The organism is Pseudomonas arvensis (assembly GCF_056688935.1).
This window is the reverse complement of record NZ_CP162038.1, coordinates 5,074,004-5,088,422: the sequence shown is the minus strand read 5'-3', so window position 1 is coordinate 5,088,422 and position 14,419 is coordinate 5,074,004. Positions and strand designations below refer to the sequence as shown.

General features: G+C 59.2%; 16 protein-coding genes. All 16 read left to right on the top strand.

All coding sequences use genetic code 11. The features are described from left to right. Positions 1-39 precede the first annotated feature (39 nt). The gene (locus tag AB3G88_RS23040; RefSeq protein WP_112196678.1) at positions 40-1,254 is read left to right on the top strand and encodes an IscS subfamily cysteine desulfurase; all 1,215 of its coding nucleotides are present in this window, start codon (positions 40-42) and stop codon (positions 1,252-1,254) included. A 99-nt stretch (positions 1,255-1,353) separates the two neighbouring features. Next, positions 1,354-1,740, top strand: a complete 387-nt coding sequence (gene iscU / locus AB3G88_RS23035; protein WP_003209682.1) for a Fe-S cluster assembly scaffold IscU — start codon at positions 1,354-1,356, stop codon at positions 1,738-1,740. Positions 1,741-1,768: 28 nt separating this feature from the next. Further along, a complete protein-coding gene (iscA, locus tag AB3G88_RS23030) occupies positions 1,769-2,092 on the top strand; it encodes an iron-sulfur cluster assembly protein IscA (RefSeq protein ID WP_003209680.1) in 324 nt (107 codons plus the stop codon). Between the two features lie 8 nt (positions 2,093-2,100). Next, positions 2,101-2,622 carry a co-chaperone HscB gene (gene hscB, locus AB3G88_RS23025; RefSeq protein ID WP_099585619.1) on the top strand — a complete coding sequence of 174 codons (522 nt, stop codon included), beginning with the start codon at positions 2,101-2,103 and terminating at the stop codon, positions 2,620-2,622. 51 nt (positions 2,623-2,673) lie between these two features. Beyond that, positions 2,674-4,536 (top strand): Fe-S protein assembly chaperone HscA, encoded by a 1,863-nt coding sequence (hscA, locus tag AB3G88_RS23020; RefSeq protein WP_158877218.1) that lies wholly within the window; start codon positions 2,674-2,676, stop codon positions 4,534-4,536. Between the two features lie 3 nt (positions 4,537-4,539). Beyond that, entirely contained in the window at positions 4,540-4,881 is a 342-nt protein-coding gene (gene fdx, locus AB3G88_RS23015) for an ISC system 2Fe-2S type ferredoxin (protein WP_099585617.1), read from the top strand. A 13-nt stretch (positions 4,882-4,894) separates the two neighbouring features. Further along, a complete protein-coding gene (iscX, locus tag AB3G88_RS23010) occupies positions 4,895-5,095 on the top strand; it encodes a Fe-S cluster assembly protein IscX (RefSeq protein WP_078734574.1) in 201 nt (66 codons plus the stop codon). Between the two features lie 88 nt (positions 5,096-5,183). After that, positions 5,184-5,609 (top strand): nucleoside-diphosphate kinase, encoded by a 426-nt coding sequence (ndk, locus tag AB3G88_RS23005; RefSeq protein ID WP_003175956.1) that lies wholly within the window; start codon positions 5,184-5,186, stop codon positions 5,607-5,609. 29 nt (positions 5,610-5,638) lie between these two features. Continuing rightward, positions 5,639-6,787: a dual-specificity RNA methyltransferase RlmN gene (gene rlmN, locus AB3G88_RS23000; protein ID WP_099585616.1), complete on the top strand. Its 1,149-nt coding sequence runs from the start codon at positions 5,639-5,641 to the stop codon at positions 6,785-6,787. A gap of 12 nt (positions 6,788-6,799) precedes the next feature. Further along, positions 6,800-7,558 carry a type IV pilus biogenesis/stability protein PilW gene (gene pilW, locus AB3G88_RS22995; protein WP_099585615.1) on the top strand — a complete coding sequence of 253 codons (759 nt, stop codon included), beginning with the start codon at positions 6,800-6,802 and terminating at the stop codon, positions 7,556-7,558. Further along, positions 7,558-8,538, top strand: a complete 981-nt coding sequence (locus AB3G88_RS22990; RefSeq protein ID WP_250926440.1) for a RodZ domain-containing protein — start codon at positions 7,558-7,560, stop codon at positions 8,536-8,538. Before pilW ends, AB3G88_RS22990 begins: the two co-directional genes overlap by 1 nt. 2 nt (positions 8,539-8,540) lie before the next feature. Next, positions 8,541-9,650 carry a flavodoxin-dependent (E)-4-hydroxy-3-methylbut-2-enyl-diphosphate synthase gene (ispG, locus tag AB3G88_RS22985; protein WP_099585613.1) on the top strand — a complete coding sequence of 370 codons (1,110 nt, stop codon included), beginning with the start codon at positions 8,541-8,543 and terminating at the stop codon, positions 9,648-9,650. A gap of 23 nt (positions 9,651-9,673) precedes the next feature. Next, positions 9,674-10,963: a histidine--tRNA ligase gene (hisS, locus tag AB3G88_RS22980; RefSeq protein WP_480451798.1), complete on the top strand. Its 1,290-nt coding sequence runs from the start codon at positions 9,674-9,676 to the stop codon at positions 10,961-10,963. A 41-nt stretch (positions 10,964-11,004) separates the two neighbouring features. After that, complete coding sequence (locus AB3G88_RS22975; RefSeq protein WP_122308838.1) at positions 11,005-11,646, top strand: YfgM family protein; 642 nt, start codon at positions 11,005-11,007, stop codon at positions 11,644-11,646. After that, positions 11,639-12,790 carry an outer membrane protein assembly factor BamB gene (bamB, locus tag AB3G88_RS22970; protein ID WP_099585610.1) on the top strand — a complete coding sequence of 384 codons (1,152 nt, stop codon included), beginning with the start codon at positions 11,639-11,641 and terminating at the stop codon, positions 12,788-12,790. The genes AB3G88_RS22975 and bamB overlap by 8 nt, the downstream gene beginning before the upstream one ends. 134 nt (positions 12,791-12,924) lie before the next feature. Next, positions 12,925-14,394 (top strand): ribosome biogenesis GTPase Der, encoded by a 1,470-nt coding sequence (gene der / locus AB3G88_RS22965; protein ID WP_112196675.1) that lies wholly within the window; start codon positions 12,925-12,927, stop codon positions 14,392-14,394. Positions 14,395-14,419: the final 25 nt, after the last annotated feature.

The window sequence follows — 14,419 nt, the reverse complement described above, 5'->3', positions numbered from 1 at the left end:
CTAACGGCACGCCAGCCAGCCTGATTTAGGAGAAAGTCCATGAAATTGCCGATTTACCTTGATTACTCAGCGACCACCCCGGTTGATCCGCGTGTCGCGCAAAAGATGAGTGAATGCCTGCTGGTTGACGGAAACTTCGGCAACCCGGCCTCCCGTTCCCACGTATTCGGCTGGAAAGCCGAGGAAGCGGTCGAGAACGCTCGTCGCCAAGTCGCTGACCTGGTCAATGCCGATCCGCGCGAAATCGTCTGGACCTCCGGTGCCACCGAGTCCGACAACCTGGCAATCAAGGGCGCGGCGCATTTCTATGCGACCAAAGGCAAGCACCTGATCACCACCAAGATTGAGCACAAGGCTGTCCTCGACACCATGCGCCAACTGGAGCGTGAAGGTTTCGAGGTTACCTACCTTGAGCCAACCACCGACGGTATCGTCACCCCGGCCATGATTGAAGCCGCGCTGCGTGAAGACACCATCCTGGTTTCCGTGATCCACGTGAACAACGAAATCGGCACCATCAACGACATCGCAGCCATCGGCGAACTGACCCGCTCCAAGGGCATTCTGCTGCATGTCGATGCTGCCCAGTCCACCGGCAAGGTCGACATCGACCTGTCCAAGCTTAAAGTCGACCTGATGTCGTTCTCGGCCCACAAGACCTACGGCCCTAAAGGCATTGGTGCCCTCTACGTAAGCCGCAAGCCGCGCGTACGTATCGAAGCCACCATGCACGGCGGCGGTCACGAGCGCGGCATGCGCTCGGGCACCCTGGCGACCCACCAGATCGTCGGCATGGGCGAAGCCTTCCGCGTGGCCAAGGAAGACATGGCTGCCGAAAACGTACGCATCAAGGCCCTGAGCGATCGCTTCTACAAGCAGGTCGAGAACCTTGAAGAGCTGTACATCAACGGCAGCATGACCGCCCGCGTACCGCACAACCTGAATTTGAGCTTCAACTACGTCGAAGGCGAGTCGCTGATCATGGCGCTCAAGGATCTGGCGGTTTCGTCCGGTTCGGCCTGCACCTCGGCCTCGCTTGAGCCTTCGTACGTACTGCGCGCCCTGGGCCGCAACGACGAGCTGGCACACAGCTCGATCCGCTTTACCTTCGGCCGCTTCACGACTGAAGAGCAAGTCGACTATGCCGCGCAGAAAGTCTGCGAAGCCGTCAACAAGCTGCGTGTTCTGTCGCCGCTGTGGGACATGTTCAAAGACGGTGTCGATATTTCCAAGATCGAGTGGGCGGCACACTAAATATAGAAGCCGCCACCCAAGCTCTGTAGGAACGTGGCGGTAAACGCAGACGTTTTTACAGGGTTCCAGAGCGGCCCTGATGAGTGAGGATTCAGTACCATGGCTTACAGCGAAAAGGTCATCGACCACTACGAAAACCCGCGCAACGTCGGCAAGATGAACGCGGAAGATCCTGATGTCGGCACCGGCATGGTCGGCGCCCCGGCGTGCGGCGATGTGATGCGCCTGCAGATCAAGGTCAACGAAGCTGGCGTTATCGAAGACGCCAAGTTCAAGACTTACGGCTGCGGCTCGGCCATCGCCTCCAGCTCCCTGGCGACCGAATGGATGAAAGGCAAGACCCTGGATGAGGCTGTGACTATCAGCAACACCCAGCTGGCCGAAGAACTGGCCCTGCCGCCAGTGAAAATCCACTGCTCCGTACTCGCTGAAGACGCCATCAAGGCGGCCGTTCGCGACTACAAGCAGAAGAAAGGCTTGATCTAAGCATTTGGCGACGAGTAAGGAGTCAACGATGGCTATCAGCATGACAGAAGCGGCAGCGCAGCACATTCGCCGCTCCCTGAATGGGCGCGGTAAAGGTGAGGGGATTCGTCTGGGTGTTCGCACCACGGGCTGTTCCGGCCTTGCCTACGTGCTGGAGTTTGTCGACGAGGTGGTTGAGGAAGATCAGGTGTTCGAAAGTCACGGCGAGAAAGTGATCATCGACCCTAAAAGCCTGACCTACCTGGACGGCACCGAACTCGATTTCGTCAAGGAAGGGTTGAACGAAGGTTTCAAGTTCAACAACCCCAACGTACGCGGTGAGTGTGGCTGCGGCGAAAGCTTCAACATCTGAGGCTACTCGTGGGTACTCCTTGTCATTTCGCTTTATTCGAGCTGCAGCCGAGTTTTCGGCTGGACCTTGAGCAGCTTGCCACGCGCTACCGAGAGTTGGCGCGTGGGGTGCACCCGGACCGCTTCGCTGACGCTTCCGAGCGTGAGCAACGCCAGGCCCTGGAACAGTCGGCGAGCCTCAACGAGGCCTATCAAACACTGAAAAACCCACCCAAGCGCGCGCGATACCTGCTTGCGATGAACGGTGGCGAGTTGCCGATTGAAGTCACGGTGCATGATCCTGACTTTCTGATGCAGCAGATGCAGTGGCGCGAAGAGCTCGAAGAACTGCACGACGAAGCCGATGTGGCCGGTGTCGCTGTCTTCAAGCGTCGTCTGAAAGTGGCCCAGGATGAGCTCAACGAAAGCTTCGCAGCCTGTTGGGATGATGCTGCGCAACGCGAGCAGGCCGAACGCCTGATGCGGCGCATGCAGTTCCTCGACAAGCTCACCTACGAAGTGCGCCAGCTAGAAGAGCGCCTCGACGATTAACCCAGTGCTGCCCGTGATGCACGCCTGATAGACAGATAAGACCTGATTACCATGGCATTACTGCAAATCGCCGAACCCGGCCAAAGCCCTCAGCCGCACCAGCGCCGCCTGGCGGTGGGGATTGACCTGGGCACCACCAATTCCCTGGTTGCTGCCTTGCGCAGTGGCCTGTCCGAACCGCTGCCCGACGCTGATGGCCAAGTCATCCTGCCCTCGGCCGTACGCTATCACGCGGATCGCACCGAAGTCGGTGAGTCGGCCAAGCTGGCGGCGTCTACCGATCCGCTGAACACCGTGCTGTCGGTCAAGCGCTTGATGGGTCGTGGATTGTCCGACGTCAAGCAGCTCGGCGACCAATTGCCGTACCGCTTTGTCGGTGGCGAATCGCACATGCCGTTCATCGACACCGTCCAGGGTCCAAAAAGCCCGGTGGAAGTGTCAGCCGATATCCTCAAGGTGCTGCGCCAGCGTGCAGAAACCACCTTGGGTGGCGAACTGGTTGGCGCAGTGATCACGGTTCCCGCCTATTTCGACGACGCACAGCGCCAAGCCACCAAGGATGCGGCAAAACTCGCCGGCCTCAACGTGCTGCGCCTGCTCAACGAGCCGACTGCTGCGGCTGTGGCGTACGGGCTGGATCAGCACGCCGAAGGCCTGGTCGCCATTTACGATTTGGGCGGCGGCACGTTTGATATTTCGATCCTGCGCCTGACCGGCGGTGTGTTCGAAGTACTGGCCACCGGTGGCGACAGTGCCCTTGGCGGCGATGACTTTGACCACGCCATCGCAGGTTGGATCATTGCCAGTGCCGGCTTGTCCGCCGATCTGGATCCAGGCGCGCAGCGCAACCTGCTGCAAACCGCCTGTGCCGCTAAAGAAGCGCTGACTGACGCCTCCTCTGTTGATGTTTCCTACGGTAGCTGGTCGGCCCCGCTGACGCGGGATGCCTTTGACGCCTTGATCGAGCCAATGGTTGCTCGCAGCCTCAAGGCCTGTCGCCGCGCCGTACGTGATTCCGGTATCGAGCTGGAAGAGGTTGGTGCGGTGGTTATGGTTGGCGGTTCGACGCGTGTACCGCGTGTTCGTGACGCCGTGGCTGAAGCCTTTGGTCGCCAGCCGCTGACCGAAATCGACCCGGATCAAGTGGTCGCCATCGGCGCCGCGATCCAGGCCGATACCCTGGCCGGCAACAAGCGCGAGGGTGGCGAACTGCTGCTCCTCGACGTGATTCCGTTGTCGTTGGGCCTGGAAACCATGGGCGGCCTGATGGAGAAGGTGATTCCACGTAACACCACCATTCCCGTCGCCCGCGCCCAGGACTTCACCACTTACAAAGACGGCCAGACGGCCATGATGATTCATGTGTTGCAAGGTGAGCGCGAACTGATCAGTGACTGCCGCTCCCTGGCGCGCTTTGAATTGCGTGGCATCCCGGCCATGGTTGCCGGGGCTGCGAAGATTCGCGTGACCTTCCAGGTCGACGCCGACGGCCTGCTCAGTGTTGCTGCCCGTGAACTGGGTTCGGGGGTTGAAGCCAGTATCCAGGTCAAGCCGTCCTACGGCCTCACCGACGGCGAAATCGCCAAAATGCTCAAGGACTCGTTCCAGTATGCCGGTGACGACAAGGTCGCCCGTGTGCTGCGCGAGCAGCAAGTGGACGCCCAGCGCCTGCTTGAAGCGGTGCAGGGCGCCCTTGAGGTCGACGGCGAGCGCTTGCTGGATGCCGAAGAACGCATGGTCATTGACCTGCAGATGCAAGAGCTGGCCGAATTGATGAAAGGCAACGATGGTTACGCCATCGAACAGCAGACCAAGCGCTTGTCGCAAGTGACTGATGCCTTTGCCGCCCGCCGTATGGATCAGACGGTTAAAGCCGCGCTGGCGGGCCGCAACCTGAATGAAATTGAGGAATAACTGATGCCGCAGGTCACTTTTCTACCGCACGCCGAACATTGCCCTGAGGGCATGGTCGTGGAGGCTGAGACCGGCAAGTCCCTGCTCGACGTCGCCCATGACAACCACATCGAGATCGAAAGTGCCTGTGGCGGCGTCAATGCCTGCACCACCTGTCACTGCATCATTCGTAAAGGTTTCGACAGCCTAAATGAGGCTGACGACCTGGAAGAAGACTATCTTGATCGGGCGTGGGGTCTGGAGCCGACGTCGCGCCTGAGTTGTCAGGCGAAAGTGGGGACTGAAGACATTACCGTCGAAATCCCGAAATATTCGCTTAACCATGCGGCCGAAGCGCCGCACTGATGGTGACACTGTCATGAGCTATGGTTGGAATGATGTACAACGCATCGCAGAAGAGTTGGCCGAAGCCAAGCCGGATGTGAATCCGTTGACCGTTAACTTTGTCGATCTCCAGCACTGGATCATGGAGCTTCCCGATTTCGACAGTGCCTCTGGCCGTTGTGGCGAGAAGGTCCTGGAGGCTGTCCAACAGCTCTGGATCGAAGAAATCGACTGATCGACCTGGCAGGTTAGGCAATACCCCTGAACCCGCGTATAATTCGCGGGTTTAATTTTTCGTAAATTACCGTTTCTGGAGTTACACCATGGCTGTTCAACGTACTTTCTCCATCATCAAGCCTGACGCTGTTGCAAAAAACGTCATCGGCGAGATCACCACTCGTTTCGAAAAAGCCGGCCTGAAGGTTGTAGCTTCGAAACTCAAGCAACTGTCCAAGGCTGAAGCTGAAGGCTTCTACGCTGAGCACAGCGCTCGTGGCTTCTTCGGCGACCTGGTTGCCTTCATGATCTCCGGTCCTGTTGTTGTTCAGGTTCTGGAAGGCGAAAACGCTATCGCTCTGAACCGTGAGCTGATGGGCGCTACCAACCCTAAAGAAGCTGCTGCCGGCACCATCCGTGCTGACTTCGCTGAATCCATCGACGCCAACGCTGTACACGGCTCGGACTCCGAAGCTGCCGCTGCTCGCGAAATCTCGTACTTTTTCGCTGCTACTGAAGTAACCGCTCGCTAAGCATTGGCTTAAAGAGTGAGGGTGAATCCATGACTACATCGACTGTTAAAACCAACCTGCTGGGTCTGACCCAGCCGGAAATGGAGAAATTCTTCGACTCAATCGGGGAGAAGCGCTTCCGTGCCGGTCAGGTAATGAAATGGATTCACCACTTTGGTGTCGACGATTTCGACGCCATGACGAACGTCAGCAAGGCCTTGCGCGACAAGCTCAAGACCATTGCTGAGGTCCGTGGTCCCGAAGTGGTCAGCGAGGACATCTCCACCGACGGTACCCGTAAATGGGTAGTGCGCGTGGCGTCCGGCAGCTGCGTCGAGACCGTGTACATCCCCCAGGGCAAACGTGGCACCTTGTGCGTTTCGTCCCAGGCAGGCTGTGCCCTGGATTGCAGTTTCTGCTCCACCGGCAAGCAAGGCTTCAATAGCAACCTCACTGCCGCCGAAGTCATCGGCCAGGTGTGGATTGCCAACAAATCCTTTGGCAGCGTCCCGGCGACCGTCGACCGTGCCATCACCAACGTGGTGATGATGGGCATGGGTGAGCCGCTGCTGAACTTCGACAACGTGATTGCGGCCATGCACCTGATGATGGACGACCTGGGCTACGGCATTTCCAAGCGCCGTGTGACCCTATCGACCTCCGGCGTGGTACCGATGATCGATGAGCTGGCCAAGCACATCGACGTCTCCCTGGCGTTGTCGCTGCACGCACCCAATGACGCATTGCGTAACCAATTGGTGCCGATCAACAAGAAGTATCCGCTTAAGATGCTGCTCGAATCCTGCCAGCGCTACATGGCGACCTTGGGTGAGAAGCGCGTATTGACCATTGAGTACACCATGCTCAAGGACATCAACGACAAGGTCGAGCACGCGGTCGAGATGATCGAGTTGCTCAAGAACACTCCGTGCAAGATCAACCTGATCCCGTTTAACCCGTTTCCCCATTCTGGCTACGAGCGGCCGAGCAACAACGCCATCCGTCGTTTCCAGGATCAACTGCACCAGGCCGGCTACAACGTCACCGTACGCACCACCCGTGGTGAAGACATCGACGCCGCCTGTGGCCAATTGGTAGGACAGGTGCTGGATCGCACCCGTCGCAGCGAACGTTATATCGCCGTGCGTGAACTGAATGCCGCCGACGAGATGCCGCAAATCGCTGTGAATCGAATCTGAGAGAGGATCTCTATGCCCTTGCGCCTCGCGCTGCTTCTGCTTGTTACCAGCCTTGCGGCCGGTTGTGTTTCATCGGGTCATGAGAGCCCTTTGCAAACCGGTAAAGGCCGTGATGAGGCGCGAGTTGCCTATGTGCAATTGGGCTTGGGCTACCTGCAGCAGGGCATGAGCGAGCAGGCCAAGGTGCCGTTGAAAAAAGCCCTTGAGCTGGACAGCAACGACGCCGATGCCAATGCCGCACTGGCCTTGGTGTTTCAGGCCCAGGCCGAGCCTGAACTGGCCGACCAGTATTTCAAAAAGGCACTGGCCTCCCGTCCTGCCGATCCTCGGCTGCTGAACAATTACGGCAGCTTCCTGTTCGAACAGAAACGTTATGACCAGGCTTCCCGTTATTTCCAGCAAGCCTCCGCTGACACACTCTATCCAGAGCGTTCGCGGGTGTTCGAGAACCTCGGGGTGACCTCAATGCGTCTTGGCCAGCGTGACAGCGCTCGTCAGCAGTTGGAAAAAGCCCTGCACCTGAACAGTCGCCAGCCACGGGCATTGCTCGAAATGGCTGAGTTGTCTTACGAAGACAGGCATTATGTGCCAGCACGTGACTATTACGCGCGTTTTAGCCTGCTCAGCGGGCAAAATGCACGTAGTCTATTGCTCGGTGTGCGCCTGGCGACCGTTCATGACGAACGCGACACGGCCGCACATTTTGGCCAGCAACTCGAACGACTCTATCCCGGTACGCCGGAATATCAGCAATACCTGTCGGAGCAATGATGAAAGCGGCGCACCCGGAAGTTGTAGCAGCTAATCGCGTAAACCCAGGCGACACCTTGCGTCAGGCCCGCGAAAGCAATGGTTGGTCGCTGGCGGAAGTGGCCCTCAAGCTCAATTTGACCACCACGTCCCTGGGCAATCTGGAAGCCGGCGCGTTCGATAAGTTGCCTGGGCACACGTTCGCCCGCGGCTATATCCGCGCCTACGCCAAATTGCTGGGTATCGACCAGACCGTTCTGGTTCAGGAGTTCGACCAGTTCACGGGTACCGACTCCCAGGGTAGCAGTGTTCATGGCCTGGGTCGTATCGAAGAGCCGGTGCGCGTTTCCCATACCATTTTGCGAATCGTCAGCCTGTTGCTGCTGATTGCGGTGATCGGCGGCGGGTTTGTCTGGTGGCAAGACCAGACCTCCCAGCGCAGCAAGGACCTGACCAGTAACGCCATGGAGCACGTCGAAGTCGAAAGCGCCGACGGTACCACCCAGATCCATCCATTGGACGAGCCGGAAGACCAGGCTGTTGCCGAGGGCCAGGCCACGTCTGAAGCCCCGCTCGCGACCGAGCAGCCGACACCTGAGACCGCTCCTGCGGCAACTGCCGCTGTGCCCGCTCCTGTAACGCCGGCGACCCCGGCAGTACCAACTGCCCAGGCCCATACGCCGGTCGCACCTGCGCCAGCGACTCCCGCACCGGCTGCGCCCGCTATTTCACCGCCTACCACCCCAGCATTGATCGCTGGCGACGGGCGCGTACAAGTGACCTTCGTTGCCGACTGCTGGACGCAAGTCACCGATGGCAATGGCAAAGTGTTGTTCAGCGGTCTGAAGCGCAAGGGAGATACGCTTGACCAGGGCGGCAAGCCTCCTCTGACGCTGCGTCTGGGCTTCGCCCGTGGCGCGCAAGTGGCCTACAACGGCCAGCCTGTGGACGTGGCGCCGTTCACCAGTGGCGAGACAGCTCGCATCAAGTTGGGACAATAGTCATGCACGGCGAATCTCCAATCAAACGTCGCGTATCGCGCAAGATCTGGGTCGGCTCGGTGCCGGTGGGTGGCGACGCCCCCATCGCGGTACAGAGCATGACCAATAGCGACACCAATGATGTGGCCGCCACCGTGGCCCAGATCAACCGCCTGGAAGCTGCCGGCGTGGACATCGTGCGGGTTTCGGTACCGGACATGGACGCTGCAGAGGCTTTCGGCCGCATCAAGCAGTTGGTCAAGGTGCCGCTGGTTGCCGACATTCACTTCGACTACAAGATCGCGTTGCGCGTGGCCGAACTGGGTGTGGACTGCCTGCGTATCAACCCGGGCAACATCGGTCGGGAAGACCGTGTGCGCGCCGTGGTGGACGCTGCCCGTGATCGCGGCATTCCGATCCGCATCGGCGTCAACGCCGGTTCCCTGGAAAAAGACCTGCAAAAGAAATACGGCGAACCGACTCCGGCGGCGCTGGTTGAGTCGGCATTGCGCCACGTTGAGCACCTTGAGCGCCTGAATTTCCAGGACTTCAAGGTCAGCGTAAAGGCCTCCGACGTGTTCATGGCGGTTGAAGCCTACCGCCTGCTGGCCAAGGAAATCGTGCAGCCGTTGCACCTGGGTATCACCGAAGCTGGCGGTTTGCGCTCAGGCACAGTGAAATCTGCGGTGGGTCTCGGTATGCTGCTCGCCGAAGGGATTGGCGATACTATCCGCATCTCGCTGGCGGCAGACCCTGTAGAGGAAGTGAAAGTCGGCTACGACATTCTCAAATCCCTGCGGTTGCGTTCCCGTGGCATCAACTTCATTGCCTGCCCGAGCTGCTCGCGGCAGAACTTCGACGTGGTGAAAACCATGAACGACCTGGAGTTGCGCCTTGAAGACCTGCTGGTGCCGCTGGATGTCGCAGTGATTGGCTGTGTGGTCAATGGGCCAGGTGAAGCCAAGGAGGCCCATGTGGGCTTGACCGGTGGTACACCGAACCTGATCTACATCGACGGCAAGCCGGCGCAGAAGTTAACGAATGACAATCTGGTGGATGAGCTCGAAAGACTGATCCGCGAGAAAGCGGCCGAAAAGGTCGCAGCTGACGCAGCGCTGATCGCTCGCGGCTGATTGAACGAATTTAAGGATTTGATGTGAGCAAGTCTCTGCAAGCCATTCGTGGCATGAACGACATCCTGCCGGAGCAGACGCCTCTGTGGCGCTATTTCGAGAATACTGTCGCACGTCTGCTGGATAACTACGGTTACAAGCAGATCCGCATGCCGATCGTCGAGTTCACCGAGCTGTTCAAGCGCTCCATCGGTGAAGTGACCGATATCGTCGAAAAAGAGATGTACACCTTTGAAGACCGCAACGGCGACTCCCTGACCCTGCGTCCGGAAGGCACTGCCGCGTGCGTGCGCGCCGTGCTTGAGCACGGACTCACCGGTGCAGGCCAGCCGCAGAAACTGTGGTACATCGGCCCGATGTTCCGTCACGAGCGTCCACAGAAAGGCCGTTATCGTCAGTTTCACCAGATCGGCCTTGAAGTGTTCAACATTGACGGCCCGGATATCGACGCCGAGCTGATCGTACTCACCTGGCGTCTGTGGGGCCTGCTCGGCATCCGCGACGCGGTCAAGCTTGAGCTCAACAGCCTGGGCACCAGTGAGTCCCGCGGCCGCTACAAAGTGGCCTTGGTCGAGTACCTCTCGGCTCATCTGGACAAGTTGGACGAAGACAGCCAGCGCCGCCTGAAAACCAACCCGCTGCGCGTGCTGGATACCAAGAACGCCGACACCCAGGCCGTGCTGGTCAACGCGCCGAAAATGGCCGATTACCTGGACGACGAGTCGCGCATTCACTTCGAAGGCCTCAAGGCTCGTCTGGATGCGGCCGGTATTCCGTTCGTGATCAACACCAAGCTGGTACGTGGCCTCGATTACTACAGCAAGACCGTATTTGAATGGGTCACCGACAAACTCGGCGCCCAGGGCACCGTGTGCGCGGGTGGTCGCTATGATGGCCTGGTCGAGCAGATGGGCGGCAAGCCGACCAGCGGTGTGGGTTTTGCCATGGGCATCGAGCGGCTGATCTTGCTGCTGGAAACCCTGGAACAAGTCCCGGAAGAAATTTCCCGTCAGGTGGATGTGTACCTGTGCGCCTTTGGCGAGGCAGCCGAACTGGCGGCCCTGGCCCTGAGCGAAAAAGTACGCGACCAATTGCCGAACCTGCGCCTGCAGGTCAATGCTGGCGCTGGCAGCTTCAAGAGCCAGTTCAAGAAGGCCGACAAGAGCGGTGCGCTGTCTGCACTAATCCTCGGCGATGACGAACTTGCCCAGCAAGTGATAGGTTTCAAACCCCTGCGTGGCCAGGGCGAGCAACAGAACATTGCCTTTGATGCGCTCGCTGCGCACTTGGCCACCTGCGTCGTGCAGGGTTGAAGCTGTCGAACAGCCGAATTTAGCGATTAAGGAGTATTGGGGTGTCGAGTACTGATGATGAGCAACTGGCCGAGTTCAAGGACTGGTGGCAGCGTAACGGCAAGCCCCTGGTTACTGGCGGTCTGCTGGCTTTAGTGGTGGTGTTCGGCTGGCAAGCCTGGACCAAATATCAGGCCAACCAATCCCAAGGCGCCTCTATCGTTTATCAGCAATTGCTGGAAACCACCCTGACGCCAAGCGGCAAGCCTGACCCAGCACAGGTTGCAGACCTGGCCGGCAAGCTGAAAAACGAATTCGGCGGTAGCACCTACGCCCAATACGGCAGCCTGTTCGTCGCGAAAGTCGCGGTCGACACCGGCAAGCTGGATGATGCAGCCGCCGAGCTGAAAGCAATCGCCGACAAACCGACCAACCCGACTCTGGGTGAAATCGCACGTCAGCGCCTGGCTCAGGTATTGGCGGCACAGAACAAGGCTGACGAAGCACTCAAACTGCTCGACGGCGATGCGGACAAGGCATTTGTAGCCACTCGCGAAGAGCTCAAGGGCGACCTGTTGGTCCAATTGGGTCGTACCGACGAAGCCAATGCTGCGTACAAGAAAGCCAAGGCGGCGCTGTCTGATGAAGCGGCGGTCGGTGGCTTACAAATCAAGCTCGACGACTTGGCCAAAGGGGATGCGTGACGTGATCCGTTGGAAACATGCAGCATTGCTGGCTCTGGCCGTTCTGGCCGCGGGTTGCAGCAGCAACAGTAAAAAAGAACTGCCTCCGGCCGAGCTGACCAGCTTCAAGGAAGAAGTCGTCCTGCAAAAGCAGTGGAGCCGTTCCATCGGTGACGGTCAGGGCGAAACCTACAACATGTTGGTACCGGCTATCGACGGTGACAACATTGTGGCCGCTGACGTGACCGGCGTAGTGATCTCCATGGATCGCATGAACGGTGACGTGAAGTGGAAGAAAGACCTCGAATTGCCTGTCTCCGGCGCCGTAGGCGTGGGTTACGGCCTGGTGATGGTCGGCACGCTGAAGGGCGAAGTGGTTGCCCTGGATTCCAGCACCGGTGAAGAGAAATGGCGCGCTCGCGTGACCAGTGAAGTCCTCGCACCGCCTGCCACCAACGGCGACATCGTTGTGGTGCAGACCCAGGATGACCGTGTCATCGGTCTGGATGCCGCTACCGGCAACCAGCGCTGGTTGTACGACAGCACCCCTGCGGTGTTGACCCTGCGCGGTACCAGTGGTCCGGTTGTGACCAACAATCTGGCCGTCGCAGGCCTGTCGACCGGTAAAGTGGTCGCCCTGGACACCCAGAACGGCGTGCCGGCCTGGGAAACCCGTGTGGCCATCCCGCAGGGTCGTTCCGAGTTGGATCGCGTAGTGGACATCGACGGTGGCTTGCTGCTGTCGGGTGAAACCCTCTACGTCGCCACCTACCAGGGCCGCGTTGCTGCGCTGGACCTGCAGAGCGGCCGTGTTAACTGGCAGCGTGATGCTTCCAGCTACGCCGGTGTCGCCCAAGGGTTTGGCAGCGTCTACGTCAGCCTGGCGTCCGGCACCGTTGAAAGTGTCGACGAGCGTTCCACCACCGCGTTGTGGAGCAACGACTCCCTGGCTCGCCGTCAGCTGTCGGCACCGGAAGTGTTTTCCAGCTACGTAGCGGTCGGCGACTTCGAAGGCTACCTGCACCTGCTGAGCCAGGTGGACGGTCGCTTTGTAGGTCGTGAGCGTATCGACAGTGACGGCCTGCGTGCGCGTCCGCTGGTCGTGGGTAACATGCTTTATGTGTATGGCAACAGCGGCAAGCTGGAAGCCCTGACCATCAAGTAAGAACTATGCTTGGGGTAACACCCAGGCGGCCCCGCTTCGGCGGGGCATGCGGCATTTGAGGATGCTGCCCCGAGCACCAGCCGCTGCCCTGCAGCGGCTTTTGTATTTTCTGAAATAACGAAGTGGAGAGCCGCATGGTTCCCGTAATCGCCCTGGTGGGCCGACCTAACGTCGGCAAGTCCACCTTGTTCAACCGCCTGACCAGGACTCGCGACGCCATTGTCGGCGACTTGTCCGGTCTGACCCGTGATCGCCAATACGGTGAGGCAAAGTGGCAAGGGCGCTCCTACATTATTGTCGACACCGGTGGTATCTCCGGTGATGAGCATGGCATGGACGAAAAAATGGCCGAGCAGTCGCTGCTGGCCATTGAAGAAGCCGATGTCGTGTTGTTCCTGGTGGACGCCCGCGCGGGCTACACCGCCGCCGACCAGATGATTGGCGAGCACCTGCGCAAGCGCAACAAGCGTTCCTACCTGGTCGCGAACAAGATCGATAACATCGATCCTGAGGCGGCCCGTGCCGAATTCAGCCCGATGGGGCTGGGCGATGCGATCCCGGTCGCTGGCGCCCACGGTCGCGGCATCACCCAGATGCTGGAAATCGCCCTCAGCACCTTTCCCAAGGATGACGCTGAGGAAGAGGAAGGTGAAGAAGAGATCGTTGCCGAAGGTGAGGAAGCCAAGCGCATTCCTGGCCCGAGCGAAAAAGACGGTATCAAGATCGCCATCATCGGTCGTCCTAACGTCGGCAAGTCGACCCTGGTCAACCGCATGCTCGGTGAAGACCGTGTAATCGTCTACGACGAACCCGGTACCACCCGCGACAGTATCTACATCCCGTTCGAGCGTAACGACGAGAAGTACACGCTGATCGACACCGCCGGTGTGCGCAAGCGCGGCAAGATCCACGAGGAAGTTGAAAAGTTCTCCGTGGTCAAAACCCTGCAAGCGATCAAAGACGCCAACGTGGTGATCTTCGTGATGGACGCCCGCGAAGGCGTGGTGGATCACGACCTCAACTTGCTGGGCTTTGCCCTGGAAGCCGGTCGTGCCCTGGTCATCGCGATCAACAAGTGGGACGGCATGACGCCGAGCGAGCGCGATTTCGTGAAGATCGAGCTGCAACGTCGGCTGTTCTTCGTTGAGTTCGCCGATATCCACTTTATCTCGGCACTGCACGGCACCGGCGTGGGCAACCTCTACGCGTCCGTACAGAACTCTTTCAAATCCGCGGTCACCCGCTGGCCGACCAACCGCCTCACCCAGATCCTGGAAGACGCGGTGGGCGAGCACGCGCCGCCGATGGTCAACAACCGCCGGATCAAACTGCGTTACGCCCACTTGGGTGGTGCCAACCCGCCGATTATCGTGATCCACGGTAACCAGATCGAGAAGGTGCCCAAGTCCTACGTGCGTTACCTGGAAAACACCTACCGCCGTGTCTTGAAACTGGTCGGTACGCCGATCCGTATCGAGTTCAAAGGTGGCGAGAACCCATACGAAGGCAACAAGAACACACTGACGGACCGTCAGGTGAACAAGAAGCGTCGTTTGATGACTCACCACAAGAAGGCCGACAAGAAGCGCCGCGATAAGAAATAAGCGCCGCTTTGCGTTGTAAGCTACA

Excerpts from the sequence above, each read along its gene's own strand:
- AB3G88_RS23040 (WP_112196678.1), top strand. The coding sequence starts at position 40 with ATGAAATTGCCGATTTACCTTGATTACTCAGCGACCACCCCGGTTGAT.
- iscU (WP_003209682.1), top strand. The coding sequence starts at position 1,354 with ATGGCTTACAGCGAAAAGGTCATCGACCACTACGAAAACCCGCGCAAC.
- iscA (WP_003209680.1), top strand. The coding sequence starts at position 1,769 with ATGGCTATCAGCATGACAGAAGCGGCAGCGCAGCACATTCGCCGCTCC.
- hscA (WP_158877218.1), top strand. The coding sequence starts at position 2,674 with ATGGCATTACTGCAAATCGCCGAACCCGGCCAAAGCCCTCAGCCGCAC.
- fdx (WP_099585617.1), top strand. The coding sequence starts at position 4,540 with ATGCCGCAGGTCACTTTTCTACCGCACGCCGAACATTGCCCTGAGGGC.
- iscX (WP_078734574.1), top strand. The coding sequence starts at position 4,895 with ATGAGCTATGGTTGGAATGATGTACAACGCATCGCAGAAGAGTTGGCC.
- ndk (WP_003175956.1), top strand. The coding sequence starts at position 5,184 with ATGGCTGTTCAACGTACTTTCTCCATCATCAAGCCTGACGCTGTTGCA.
- rlmN (WP_099585616.1), top strand. The coding sequence starts at position 5,639 with ATGACTACATCGACTGTTAAAACCAACCTGCTGGGTCTGACCCAGCCG.
- pilW (WP_099585615.1), top strand. The coding sequence starts at position 6,800 with ATGCCCTTGCGCCTCGCGCTGCTTCTGCTTGTTACCAGCCTTGCGGCC.
- AB3G88_RS22990 (WP_250926440.1), top strand. The coding sequence starts at position 7,558 with ATGAAAGCGGCGCACCCGGAAGTTGTAGCAGCTAATCGCGTAAACCCA.
- ispG (WP_099585613.1), top strand. The coding sequence starts at position 8,541 with ATGCACGGCGAATCTCCAATCAAACGTCGCGTATCGCGCAAGATCTGG.
- bamB (WP_099585610.1), top strand. The coding sequence starts at position 11,639 with ATGCGTGACGTGATCCGTTGGAAACATGCAGCATTGCTGGCTCTGGCC.
- der (WP_112196675.1), top strand. The coding sequence starts at position 12,925 with ATGGTTCCCGTAATCGCCCTGGTGGGCCGACCTAACGTCGGCAAGTCC.